This window comes from Pantoea sp. JV6 (assembly GCF_025910055.1).
GTDB classification, from domain to species: domain Bacteria; phylum Pseudomonadota; class Gammaproteobacteria; order Enterobacterales; family Enterobacteriaceae; genus Pantoea; species Pantoea agglomerans.
The window spans coordinates 34232-45609 of record NZ_JAPCIM010000002.1 but is presented as its reverse complement, the minus strand read 5'-3'; the positions used below and the strand labels follow the sequence as shown (position 1 = coordinate 45609).

Below are 11378 nucleotides of genomic sequence, written 5' to 3'. Positions count from 1 at the left end.
ATGTGAGCAATAGTGTCACTTTACGCCCGGTGTAAAATTCAGACAATAATTATGTGGTTATCTGAAGTGAAGTATTTGTAAACAGGACGTGATCTCTGGAACTTTTCTGGAAAATATAACGATAGCGAATACTTATATTGTGGTTCACATCTCGTTTTTAAGTAACGCGTTACATAGAATACGCAACAAAATACAACCCTCCTCAAATTTGGAGCAACCATGTCCCATATTTTGCAATTTCTTTTAGCACTGGTGGTGGTCGGGATACTCGCCTTGCTGGTTAGTCACGATCGTAAAAGCATTCGCATTCGCTACATTATACAGCTACTGGTGATTGAAATTGTGCTCGCCTGGTTCTTCCTGAACTCAGAAGCGGGACTCGGTTTCGTCAAAGGATTCGCGGGCTTCTTTGACCATCTGCTGAAGTATGCCGCTGAGGGTACTAACTTCGTCTTTGGCAACATGAGCGACAAAGGTCTGGCCTTCTTCTTCCTTAACGTATTGTGCCCTATCGTCTTTATCTCTGCGCTGATCGGTATTCTGCAGCATTTCCGTATCCTGCCATGGGTGATTCGCGGTATTGGTACCGTACTGTCGAAAGTGAATGGCATGGGAAAACTGGAATCTTTCAACGCCGTGAGTTCTCTGATACTGGGACAATCAGAAAACTTCATCGCCTATAAAGATATCCTGGGCCAAATGTCACAGCGCCGCATGTACACCATGGCCGCGACCGCGATGTCGACCGTATCGATGTCGATTGTCGGCGCCTACATGACCATGCTGCAGCCGAAGTATGTAGTCGCCGCGCTGGTGCTCAACATGTTCAGCACCTTTATCGTGCTGTCGCTGATCAACCCTTATCGTGTAGAAAACGAAGAAGATCTGCAGTTGCAGGATCTGCACAAAGGCCAGAGCTTCTTTGAGATGCTGGGCGAGTATATCCTGGCCGGTTTCCGCGTCGCGATTATCGTTGCCGCCATGCTGATTGGTTTTATCGCGCTGATTTCAGGTCTGAATGCGCTGTTTGATCTGATCTTCGGCATCTCCTTCCAGGGCGTTCTCGGCTTTGTCTTCTATCCGTTTGCCTGGGTGATGGGCGTGCCTGCTGGCGAAGCGTTGCAGGTCGGCAGTATTATGGCGACCAAGCTGGTGTCGAATGAGTTTGTTGCCATGATGGATCTGCAGAAAATCGCGGGTCAGCTGTCGCCACATTCAGAAGGTATTCTTTCTGTGTTCCTGGTCTCGTTCGCTAACTTCTCTTCTATCGGCATCGTGGCCGGTGCGATTAAAGGTCTGAACGAAGAACAGGGCAACGTGGTTTCCCGCTTTGGTCTGAAGCTGCTGTACGGCTCTACGCTGGTCAGCGTGCTTTCCGCTGCTATCGCCGGTCTGGTTCTGGCGTTCTAAGCACGGTTCTGCGCACTACTCTAAGCATCAAAGGGCGAGCAGGTCTCGCCCTTCTCTTTCTGCTCTATCCTTGCTCTGCTTCCCGCTGATTCCACTTTCCTGCGTTAACTCTTTCATTGCACATGTCACATCTGCATTCAGATCGTGCACGAGAGGCGGCACAACGTCCTGCAAACAGCATCGGATGTCATGACAGGTTATGCCGGTTAATAACGCAATTAAGCGTGCGCAGCAGCGTGAATGGCAAAGCAATAGCGTTGGGATCCGCAGCAACTGGCGAATAAGAGATTAATCAGAAAGGATTTTGACAACGGCGTGTCAGAAAATGGTGGAGATAAGCGGGATCGAACCGCTGACCTCTTGCATGCCATGCAAGCGCTCTCCCAGCTGAGCTATACCCCCACATCTGGAATCGTTTTTCAGTGCCAAACTTTTGGGAAGAAGTTTGGTGGAGCTAAGCGGGATCGAACCGCTGACCTCCTGCATGCCATGCAGGCGCTCTCCCAGCTGAGCTATAGCCCCGAACCGAAAAACTGTCGCGTTAAGCGACGGACGGCATAATATGAAACCCCCTCCGGGGTGTCAACGGCAAAATGACATTCTCTGTTTGATCGCTGAAAAAGGCGGCAACCTGCGAAGTTTCAGCAGCATGCTGCAGGGGAAAATCGTGTCTGTTCACACAGGACCGTTTTTTAACTGTTATTCAGTCTGCCGTCAGGTTAATTCACGGTTAAATATGTTATAGGAATTTTCTTGTCTTCGGCTTTTTCGCATGCAAAACTTAGCCCGCTAATTAAGTGGTCGCCGGGACCCTCTCCCGCGTACCACGCGTCCACCAGGCGTTATCGTCCCATTAATCATAAAAAAACTACTGAGATACTATGTCGCTGCATACACCTAAAGAAATCGCACAACTGGCGATCCAGTCAGGCGTGGCTAAAAGCCGTGCACCTGTCAGCATCCTTCTGATTCTCGGCTTTATGGCGGGCGCATTTATTGCGACCGGCTTCCTGCTGGATCTTCACGTGATCAACACCCTTCCCGCTGAATGGGGCTCTTTTGGCGGCCTGTTAGGCGCCGCGGTCTTTCCGGTGGGGATCATCATGACCGTGCTGGCGGGTGGTGAACTGCTGACCGGTAATATGATGACCTTACCGGTGGCCTGGTTCGCCCGTCGCATCAGCTTTATGAGCGTGGCGCGCAACTGGTTCTGGGTTACCCTGGCTAACTTTCTCGGCAGCGTGGCTGTCGCCTGGTTCTTTGGTCACATGCTGGGTATGACCGAGGGCGATTACCTGAAGAAGACCGTTGCTATCGCTTCTGCAAAAGTCCACGCTGATTTCCTGCACGCCTTTATTTCCGGCATCGGCTGTAACTGGCTGGTTTGCCTGGCGGTATGGCTGGCCTTTGCCAGTAAAGATGTGGTCGGCAAGATCTTCGGCATGTGGTTCCCGGTGATGGCGTTTGTGGCCATTGGCTTCCAGCACGTTGTCGCCAACATGTTTATTATTCCGGCCGCCATTTTTGCCGGTCAGATGAGCTGGGCAGAGTACTTCCCTAATTTTATTGCCGTCTTCTCAGGCAATGCCGTGGGTGGTGCCGTGTTCGTTGGTCTGGCCTATTTCCTTGCATTCCGCCCTGCCGCTGAACCCGCCAGTAATCCTCAGTAATGATGTTTTGCCTTTTGTCGAGAGACAAAAGGCAATTTCAGCTTCAGTTACTTTCACCCGTTACGTTTTGCTGTAATATGTCCTGCTAATGTATTAATCAGGGACTGCATCGTGAAAAAGGAATGGCTTACCCCCGAAGAGCTGGCTGCAGAGACGGGTTACAGTCGGCAAACGGTGAATAAATGGATCAAGCGGGAAAACTGGACGACCACGCCGAAGCCCGGTGTGCAAGGCGGTAAAGCCCGATTGATTCACATTGATGAGCGCGTGAAAAGTTTTATTCAGTCGACCCGTAACCTTAACGAGCCGACGGCAACTTATGGCACTCCGTCCAATTCATTGCCTGCGTTATTAATAAGTTCCGTCCAGCAAATGACTCAGGACGAGCAGGATCAATTCACTGCACTAATCTTACGCGAAGGTATCAAGGGCGTTTTGCAGCGACTGGGAATCAGCGAAGAGTAAGGTGTATTTATCAGGGAAGGTATGATGAAAAAGGAATGGTTAACACCCGAAGAACTCGCCTCAGAGACGGGCCTGAGCCGACAGACAGTGAACAAATGGATTAAGCGCGAAAACTGGACCACCCTGCCCAGACCCGGCATTCAGGGCGGCAAGGCGCGATTGATTCATGTCGATGATCGCGTAGAAAAATTTATCCATTCGACGCGTAGCCTGCACGAACCCGCCGCAATGTATAGGGTTCCGGCAGATTCACTGACGGCACTGTTGGTAAATGCGGTTCCGCAAATGAGTCAGGCTGAACAGGAGCAGCTGTCAGCGCTGATATTACGTATAGGTATTAAAGGCATGTTGCAGCGTCTGGATATCACTGAAGAGTAAAAACCGGAAGCGCGAAGCTTCCGGTTCTGTTTATTAAGCCTGCGCTTCCCGCTCACTGATAAAGGCCAGCGCCTGCTCAATACGTGCAACGCTGCGGCTGCGGCCTATCGCTTCCACGGTCACATCCAGTCCGGGTGACTGACCGGCACCGGTTACGGCCACGCGCAGCGGCATGCCCACTTTCCCCATCCCGACTTCCAGCTCATCTGCGGTGCTCTGAATAGCCTGATGTACGTTTTCAGCCGTCCACTCTTCGATCGCGGCCAGCTTATCGCGTACCACTTCCAGCGGCTGACGTGCTACCGGACGAAGATGTTTCTTCGCGGCATCGGCATCAAATTCTGCAAAGTCTTCATAGAAGTAGCGGCAGGATGCAGCCATCTCTTTCAATGTTTTGCAGCGCTCGCCTAACAGACCAACCAGCTTCGCCAGTTCCGGCCCCGTGCGGGTATCAATTTTCTGCTCTTCAATATGCCACTGCAGGTGTGTCGCCACATATTCTGGCGGCAGCGTATTGATGTAGTGATGGTTCAGCCACTGCAGTTTCTCAGTGTTGAACGCACTGGCAGACTTACTGACTGCATCCAGGGTAAAGAGCTCAGCCATTTCGGCCACGCTGAAGATTTCCTGATCGCCATGTGACCAGCCCAGACGAACCAGGTAGTTGAGCAGCGCTTCTGGCAGGTAGCCATCATCACGATACTGCATCACCCCTACCGCGCCATGACGCTTGGAGAGCTTTTTGCCGTCATCGCCAAGGATCATTGAGACGTGGGCATAGACCGGAACCTGTGCGCCAATTGCTTTGAGAATGTTGATCTGACGTGGCGTGTTGTTAATGTGGTCTTCACCGCGAATCACATGGGTGATGCCCATATCCCAGTCATCCACGACGACGCAGAAGTTGTAGGTTGGCGAACCATCGGTGCGGCGAATGATCAGATCATCCAGCTCCTGGTTGCTGAACTCAATCGGGCCACGGATCTGGTCGTCAAAGATGACCGAACCTTCCTGCGGATTGCGGAAACGCACAACGCACGGCTCATCATCTGCATGATGTTCATGGCTGTCACGGCAGCGGCCGTCGTAACGCGGCTTTTCGTTGTTGGCCATCTGCTCTTCACGCAGCGCTTCCAGACGTTCTTTAGAGCAGTAGCATTTATAGGCTGTGCCCGCTTCCAGCATTTCATCAATGACCGCGTTGTAACGATCAAAACGTTTTGTCTGGTAGTAAGGGCCTTCATTCCAGTCGAGGCTCAGCCAGTTCATGCCATCCATGATGGCTTCGATAGCTTCCGGCGTGGAGCGCTCCAGATCGGTATCTTCAATGCGCAGCACGAACTCGCCCTGGTTGTGACGGGCAAAGAGCCAGGAGTAAAGTGCGGTACGGGCGCCACCTACATGCAGATAGCCAGTCGGGCTGGGCGCGAAGCGTGTTTTGATTTTCATTGAGTATTGCCTTAGATGCGCGGGTTCTCTGTCTGGATGACAAAAAACAGGTTAGACGCGAAAAAACAGTGGGCACATTCTAGCATCTGACGGTGAATCCTCAATGCATGCCCGCCGGTTGCCGCCCGGGAAAAGGGGCTTTTCTGCCAGTAAAACCAGCACATTGGCTAAAAGCGCGACAGGGTGTTTAAAAATAAACCGAACGCACATTTATGTTTTAAAAAGCGTTGACTCAAAATCAACTATCCCTATAATGCGACTCCACACAGCGGGGGTGATTAGCTCAGTTGGTAGAGCATCTCCCTTACAAGGAGGGGGTCGGCGGTTCGAACCCGTCATCACCCACCACTCTTAACAGCGTGGCCCGCAGTGAACAGGTATGAAGATATGGGTGATTAGCTCAGTTGGTAGAGCATCTCCCTTACAAGGAGGGGGTCGGCGGTTCGAACCCGTCATCACCCACCATATCTTACCTGTTAGTAGTACTGAAGTACGAAGTGGGTGATTAGCTCAGTTGGTAGAGCATCTCCCTTACAAGGAGGGGGTCGGCGGTTCGAACCCGTCATCACCCACCACTTCGGGTCGTTAGCTCAGTTGGTAGAGCAGTTGACTTTTAATCAATTGGTCGCAGGTTCGAATCCTGCACGACCCACCAATTCAGAATAAAGCGCCTTTAAGGCGCTTTTTTCGTTTCCGGGGCTCGGACTTTACCGTGCAGGCTGAGAACCTGCTGCAGGTTCGACTGAATCGCCGGGAGCGATTCAGGCTGATGCGACAGCATCACCCGCAGGGCGAGGCCCACGACGGGCCGTGGCTATCCTGCACGACCCACCAATTCAGAATAAAGCGCCTTAAGGCGCTTTTTTCGTTTCTGCTATTGAGAGATTTCCTGCGCTTCAGAGTGGAACTGCTTTTTCCAGCTATTTCAGACTTTAAACAAAGTGCTGGCTCAGGGAGCACAGGCCTTTCGCAAAGACGCAAAATCGCCATCCATGGCAGGCTCAGCGCGGGCGATTACGCACCTCATCCCTGAGGTGCGCCCGCAGACGGGCCAACGCTTTGCGTTGTTCAAAAACGCTCCCGGCGTTTTTGTCCCTGTCCCGCGATGCTTTGCTACAGGCCTGTGCTCCCCTCGCTTTAAGCTTATCTGCTGTCTTTTAGCCCTTTTGGTGCCTGTTTTTTTTCTGCTGCACTGACATTGGCTTAACAGATAAGCTCTCACCTTTTCGCAACCTTAACAATTTCAGCTCTCAAGTCGTTTCACAGCGTGCCGATAACGTATCTGACAACTTACAGGGAGAAAAATGATGTCTTCAATTTCCGGAATTCTAAGCAGTGCAGTCAGTGGCGGTGACAGCGGTGGCGGCAGTGTTGCCTCGCAGGTCGCGGCGCTGAATAAACAGATTCAGAACGTCTTAACGCAAGTCAAAGAGCTGGCCGACAACAAAGAACTGACTGACGAACAGAAGTCTGAAATGCAGCAGATGTATCAGTCACAAATCACCATGCTGCAGGCACAGATTGCTCAGCTGGAACAGAAGCAGGCCGAGCAGGATCAGCCAAAGAGTGACAGCTCATCCGTCAGTGAGAGCAAAGCAGACGGGATTAACCGCCCTACCGACACCAACAAAATTGACGTCTACATCTAAAATGCGGGCCTGGCCTCGCGTTGTTGCGCCAGCAGCGTCGCCTGCTGGCGCACCTCCTGCCAGATCGCTTCGGCAGCAGGCGTCAGCGAACGGTTTTTACGCTTGATCAGCGTAAGGCTGCGATTGATTTCCGGATATAGACGCCGCACCGTTAATGCGCGATCCGCCGGTAACGGTAACGCCAGCGCGGGCAGAATACTGATGCCGATCCCCACCTGCACCATCGGAAACAGCGTAGCGGGATGACCAATCTCCTGAACGACTTCAGCCCTGATATTCTGCTGCTGCATCGCCGCATCAATGAGGACCCGACTGCCCGAAGCGTAGTCCTGAAGCACCATGGTGCGGCCATCCAGCATTGACCACTCTGCCCTTTCCACCTGCGCCAGCGGATCATCATCACGGCATAACAGCAGGAAAGGCTCATCAAGAATCGCGATGCTGTCAAAATCGCTGTCGCTGAGTGGCCCAATCACAATCCCGAAATCGACTTCGGCGTTACGCACACTTTGCAGCACCCACTGCTGGGCGCGATCGTGCAGTATCACTTTGATGTCAGGAAAGTGTTGCTGGCTGGCAGCCAGACATTGCGGCATCAGATGAGCGGAAATGGTCTGGCTGGCTGCCACCCTGACGGTACCACTGCGCTGTTCGCCAAAACTGCGGATATCCAGCAGCGTGGTATGAATCTCCTCCAGCAGGCGCTCCATGCGTGACGCCAGCTGTTTTCCCGCTTCAGTCAGCATCACCTCCCGGGTGGTTCGATCCAGCAATCGCACGCCGGTTTCCGCTTCCAGCTCTTTAATACTGTGGCTGACCGCCGACTGACTCAGACCTATCGCCTGCCCCGCCTGGCTGAATCCGCCATAGTGAGCCACCGCAATAAAGGTTCGTAACTGACGCAGGGTGTAATTCATCGATTCTGCTCATAGATTAATTCAATAAATCAATTTTATTTCTAAACAGGTTTCACGCACAATCGCGCTATTGAAAAATTTACCGGAATTTAACAATGGGATTTTTAAAACTCGATCCGATGATGATTAAACTCATCATCACCGTGCTGCTGGCCTCTTTTCTGCCAGCCAGAGGGATCTACGTTGATATATTCAGCTATCTCGCGACGGCAGCGATAGCACTGCTGTTCTTTATGCATGGTGCCAAGCTGTCGCGTGAAAAGATCATCTCAGGCAGCAGTCACTGGCGGTTGCATCTGTGGATTATGTTCAGCACCTTTGTGCTGTTTCCGGTGCTGGGTCTGTTGCTGGTCTGGTGGCATCCGGTTAATGTCGGCCCGGAAATTTATACCGGCTTTATCTACCTCTGTATCCTGCCTGCGACCGTGCAATCCGCTATCGCGTTTACCTCCATGGCGGGCGGTAACGTTGCGGCAGCGGTATGCAGCGCCTCTGCATCAAGCCTGCTGGGTGTGTTTATTTCGCCGTTGCTGGTGAACCTGGTGATGGATATTCACAGCAGCGCGCCCAGCGATGGACTGGAGCAGATCGGGAAGATTATGCTGCAACTGATGGTGCCTTTCGTGCTGGGACACCTCTCACGGCGCTGGATCGGGGGCTGGGTTGAAAAGCACCGCAGCCTGATTGGCAAAACCGACCAGACCTCCATTCTGCTGGTGGTCTACTCCGCCTTCAGTGAAGCGGTGGTTAACGGCATCTGGCATCGCGTTGGGTTGATTACGCTGCTGTGGATTGTGGCAGGCTCAATCATCCTGCTGACCGCCGTGCTGATTATCAACCTGCTGGCCTCGCGTCTGTTCCGCTTTAAACGCGCCGATGAGATTGTGGTGCTGTTTTGTGGTTCGAAGAAGAGTCTGGCGAATGGCGTGCCGATGGCGAATATCCTGTTCCCGGCCAGTACCGTGGGGATTATTGTGCTGCCGCTGATGATTTTCCATCAGGTACAGCTGATGGTCTGCTCATTTATTGCCGGACGTTATAAGAAGACCAATGAGAAGCAGCAGCAGGCTGTGCAGGTCAAGGATTCGGTGATGGAGTCTCAGAAATAGATCGGCTGCCCGCCAGTGCGGGCAGCGTTACTTGCGGGTCTGAAGCGGTTTAACTAACCCTTCCAGACCCTCAATTTTTATTGTCAGGGTGAGTTGCATGAGATCACCCAGCAGACCAGACGGAAAGTCCCCACTGCGGGCAAACCACAGCAGATAAGGCTCAGGCAGATCGATCAGCATCCGCCCCTTATATTTGCCAAACGGCATAGGCGTATTGGCTATCGCCACCAGCTGATGTTCATCCATCTGAGGCTCCCAGCAGGCGGATCATTTCCGCTTCATCAATCACTTCAATGCCAAGCTCCGCTGCTTTCGCCAGCTTTGAACCAGCCGCTTCACCGGCAATCAGCAAATCGGTTTTCTTCGAGACACTGCCGCTGACTTTTGCGCCCAGCGCGATCAGCTGCGCTTTGGCATCATCGCGGTTCATCTGCGACAGTGAGCCAGTCAGCACCACCGTTTTACCCGCGAACGGACTGTCGATCTCTTCGGCTCTCACCACCACCACCTGCGGCCAGTGAATACCGATATCCTCGACCAGCTGGCGGATAACCTCACGGTTGCTTTCTTCTTCCATGAAGTTGCGCACGTGTGCCGCAACGACTTTGCCGACATCCGGCACCGCAATCAGCGCCTCAAGATCGGCATCCATGACCTTCTGCAACTCACCAAAATGGTTAGCCAGATTGGCAGCGGTGGCTTCACCCACTTCACGAATGCCCAGTGCATAGAGGAAACGCGCCAGCGTAGTCGATTTCGCTTTCTCCAGCGCGTCGACAACGTTTTGCGCCGATTTCGGCCCCATGCGATCCAGTCCGGTCAGTTTGCCCGCCGTGAGACGGAACAGATCCGCAGGTGTGTTGACGTACTCTTTCTCCACCAGCTGGTCGATAATCTTATCGCCCATGCCATCAACATCCAGTGCCCGGCGCGAGACAAAATGCTTCAGCGCCTCTTTGCGCTGAGCACCGCAGATTAAACCGCCCGTGCAGCGCGTGACCGATTCCCCTTCGACCCGTTCAACCTCGGAACCACAAACCGGACAGTGTGCCGGGAACAGGACTTCACGCGTCTGTTCAGGGCGCTCGGCGAGCACCACGTTGACCACCTGCGGGATCACATCACCGGCGCGGCGAATGACCACCCGATCCCCGATGCGTAATCCCAGCCGCTCGATTTCATCCGCGTTATGCAGCGTGGCATTGCTGACGATAACGCCCGCGACCTGCACCGGCTCAAGGCGAGCCACCGGTGTGATAGCCCCGGTGCGGCCAACCTGAAATTCGACGTCCCGCACCCAGGTCAGTTGTTCCTGTGCCGGGAATTTAAAGGCAATCGCCCAGCGCGGCGCGCGCGCCACAAAGCCCAGCTTTTCCTGCAGTTCCTGTGAATCGACTTTGATCACCACGCCATCAATATCAAAACCCAGATTCGGACGCTGTTGTTCAATATCACGATAGAAGGCCAGGGCTTCTTCTGCGTTGTGCACCAGCTTAATGCGGTCGCTGACCGGCAGGCCCCAGGCTTTAAACTGTTGCAGACGCCCCATGTGACTGTGCGGCATCTCACCGCCTTCCAGCAGGCCAAAGCCGTAGCAGAAGAAGGTCAGCGGACGTTTGGCGGTAATGCGCGGATCCAGCTGACGCAGAGAACCGGCTGCTGCATTGCGCGGATTAGCAAAGACTTTGCCATCAGTCCGGCGTGCTTCCTCATTCAGCTTTTCAAAGCCGCGCTGCGTCATAAATATTTCGCCACGCACTTCCAGCCGTGCCGGAATGTTGTCGCCTTTAAGCCGCAGCGGGATAGCGCGAATGGTGCGGACATTGGCGGTAATGTTCTCGCCGGTTGTGCCGTCACCGCGCGTTGCGGCCTGGACCAGCAGACCATTTTCATACATCAGGCTGACCGCAGCGCCATCAAGCTTGAGTTCACAGCAGTAGGTTATGTCGTCACTGCTTTTCAGGCGATCCTGCACCCGCTTGTTGAAAGCCATAAACGTGGCTTCATCAAAGGCGTTATCAAGCGACAGCATCGGGACTTCATGGCGCACCTGCTCGAAGACCGTCAGCGGCGCGGCACCCACGCGTTGTGTCGGCGAGTCTGGCGTAATGAGATCCGGGTGCTCCTCCTCCAGCTGACGCAGTTCACGCATCAGACGATCGTATTCAGCATCCGGCACTTCCGGCGCATCCATAACGTGATAGAGATATTCATGATGGCGCAACGTGGTGCGCAGTTCGGTGATGTGATCCTGGACGGATTTCATAAAGCCCCATCAGATAAAAAACCCCCGACAGGCGGGGGTTTGTTTTTAACAATTCAGATAGCGTT

Annotated in this window: 10 protein-coding genes, 6 tRNA genes and 1 other RNA gene; 11 read left to right on the top strand and 6 right to left on the bottom strand. The window is 53.3% G+C overall.

Translation table 11 applies throughout. The annotated features are described in order from the left end of the window. The first annotated feature begins 219 nt into the window (after window positions 1–219). Window positions 220–1410 carry a NupC/NupG family nucleoside CNT transporter gene (locus OK412_RS00960; RefSeq protein ID WP_010671371.1) on the top strand — a complete coding sequence of 397 codons (1191 nt, stop codon included), beginning with the start codon at window positions 220–222 and terminating at the stop codon, window positions 1408–1410. Between the two features lie 326 nt (window positions 1411–1736). Here the strand turns inward: OK412_RS00960 and OK412_RS00955 are convergent. Together OK412_RS00955 and OK412_RS00950 are read right to left on the bottom strand one after the other, a co-directional pair. Beyond that, window positions 1737–1812, bottom strand: a tRNA-Ala gene (locus OK412_RS00955). 44 nt (window positions 1813–1856) lie between these two features. Then, window positions 1857–1932, bottom strand: a tRNA-Ala gene (locus tag OK412_RS00950). 359 nt (window positions 1933–2291) lie between these two features. Here OK412_RS00950 and OK412_RS00945 point away from each other — a divergent pair. The 3 genes from OK412_RS00945 to OK412_RS00935 all read left to right on the top strand — a co-directional run bounded on the left by OK412_RS00945 (window position 2292) and on the right by OK412_RS00935 (window position 3923). After that, window positions 2292–3080 carry a formate/nitrite transporter family protein gene (locus tag OK412_RS00945; protein ID WP_010257841.1) on the top strand — a complete coding sequence of 263 codons (789 nt, stop codon included), beginning with the start codon at window positions 2292–2294 and terminating at the stop codon, window positions 3078–3080. Window positions 3081–3191: 111 nt separating this feature from the next. Beyond that, window positions 3192–3545 (top strand): YfeC-like transcriptional regulator, encoded by a 354-nt coding sequence (locus tag OK412_RS00940; protein ID WP_010257838.1) that lies wholly within the window; start codon window positions 3192–3194, stop codon window positions 3543–3545. 24 nt (window positions 3546–3569) lie between these two features. After that, on the top strand, window positions 3570–3923 hold the full coding sequence (locus OK412_RS00935) for a YfeC-like transcriptional regulator (RefSeq protein ID WP_010257835.1): 354 nt from the start codon (window positions 3570–3572) through the stop codon (window positions 3921–3923). Window positions 3924–3956: 33 nt separating this feature from the next. Here OK412_RS00935 and gltX read toward each other — a convergent pair whose 3' ends face one another. Then, the gene (gene gltX / locus OK412_RS00930) at window positions 3957–5372 is read right to left on the bottom strand and encodes a glutamate--tRNA ligase (protein ID WP_010257834.1); all 1416 of its coding nucleotides are present in this window, start codon (window positions 5370–5372) and stop codon (window positions 3957–3959) included. A 272-nt stretch (window positions 5373–5644) separates the two neighbouring features. On the opposite strand from gltX, the gene OK412_RS00925 reads away from it, so the two are divergent. From OK412_RS00925 to OK412_RS00900, 6 genes are all read left to right on the top strand, one after another. Continuing rightward, window positions 5645–5720 (top strand) — tRNA-Val (locus OK412_RS00925). A 41-nt stretch (window positions 5721–5761) separates the two neighbouring features. Next, window positions 5762–5837: transfer RNA gene (locus tag OK412_RS00920), tRNA-Val, on the top strand. A gap of 34 nt (window positions 5838–5871) precedes the next feature. Beyond that, window positions 5872–5947: transfer RNA gene (locus OK412_RS00915), tRNA-Val, on the top strand. A 4-nt stretch (window positions 5948–5951) separates the two neighbouring features. Beyond that, window positions 5952–6027: transfer RNA gene (locus OK412_RS00910), tRNA-Lys, on the top strand. 43 nt (window positions 6028–6070) lie between these two features. Next, window positions 6071–6206: non-coding RNA, RtT sRNA (locus OK412_RS00905), on the top strand. 473 nt (window positions 6207–6679) lie between these two features. After that, on the top strand, window positions 6680–7021 hold the full coding sequence (locus tag OK412_RS00900; protein ID WP_010259880.1) for a FlxA-like family protein: 342 nt from the start codon (window positions 6680–6682) through the stop codon (window positions 7019–7021). Here OK412_RS00900 and OK412_RS00895 read toward each other — a convergent pair. After that, complete coding sequence (locus OK412_RS00895) at window positions 7018–7938, bottom strand: LysR family transcriptional regulator (protein ID WP_010259882.1); 921 nt, start codon at window positions 7936–7938, stop codon at window positions 7018–7020. The genes OK412_RS00900 and OK412_RS00895 overlap by 4 nt on opposite strands. 95 nt (window positions 7939–8033) lie before the next feature. On the opposite strand from OK412_RS00895, the gene OK412_RS00890 reads away from it, so the two are divergent. Next, window positions 8034–9047: a bile acid:sodium symporter family protein gene (locus OK412_RS00890; RefSeq protein ID WP_124890186.1), complete on the top strand. Its 1014-nt coding sequence runs from the start codon at window positions 8034–8036 to the stop codon at window positions 9045–9047. 27 nt (window positions 9048–9074) lie between these two features. On the opposite strand, the gene OK412_RS00885 is transcribed toward OK412_RS00890, so the two are convergent. After that, window positions 9075–9293 carry a DUF3820 family protein gene (locus tag OK412_RS00885; RefSeq protein WP_003848878.1) on the bottom strand — a complete coding sequence of 73 codons (219 nt, stop codon included), beginning with the start codon at window positions 9291–9293 and terminating at the stop codon, window positions 9075–9077. Beyond that, window positions 9286–11313, bottom strand: a complete 2028-nt coding sequence (ligA, locus tag OK412_RS00880) for an NAD-dependent DNA ligase LigA (protein WP_022624163.1) — start codon at window positions 11311–11313, stop codon at window positions 9286–9288. The genes OK412_RS00885 and ligA overlap by 8 nt, the downstream gene beginning before the upstream one ends. Window positions 11314–11378 lie beyond the last annotated feature (65 nt).

Coding starts and splice junctions, on each gene's coding strand:
- OK412_RS00895 (WP_010259882.1), bottom strand. CDS start 7,938: ATGAATTACACCCTGCGTCAGTTACGAACCTTTATTGCGGTGGCTCAC.
- OK412_RS00935 (WP_010257835.1), top strand. CDS start 3,570: ATGAAAAAGGAATGGTTAACACCCGAAGAACTCGCCTCAGAGACGGGC.
- OK412_RS00945 (WP_010257841.1), top strand. CDS start 2,292: ATGTCGCTGCATACACCTAAAGAAATCGCACAACTGGCGATCCAGTCA.
- OK412_RS00900 (WP_010259880.1), top strand. CDS start 6,680: ATGTCTTCAATTTCCGGAATTCTAAGCAGTGCAGTCAGTGGCGGTGAC.
- OK412_RS00890 (WP_124890186.1), top strand. CDS start 8,034: ATGGGATTTTTAAAACTCGATCCGATGATGATTAAACTCATCATCACC.
- ligA (WP_022624163.1), bottom strand. CDS start 11,313: ATGAAATCCGTCCAGGATCACATCACCGAACTGCGCACCACGTTGCGC.
- OK412_RS00960 (WP_010671371.1), top strand. CDS start 220: ATGTCCCATATTTTGCAATTTCTTTTAGCACTGGTGGTGGTCGGGATA.
- OK412_RS00885 (WP_003848878.1), bottom strand. CDS start 9,293: ATGGATGAACATCAGCTGGTGGCGATAGCCAATACGCCTATGCCGTTT.
- gltX (WP_010257834.1), bottom strand. CDS start 5,372: ATGAAAATCAAAACACGCTTCGCGCCCAGCCCGACTGGCTATCTGCAT.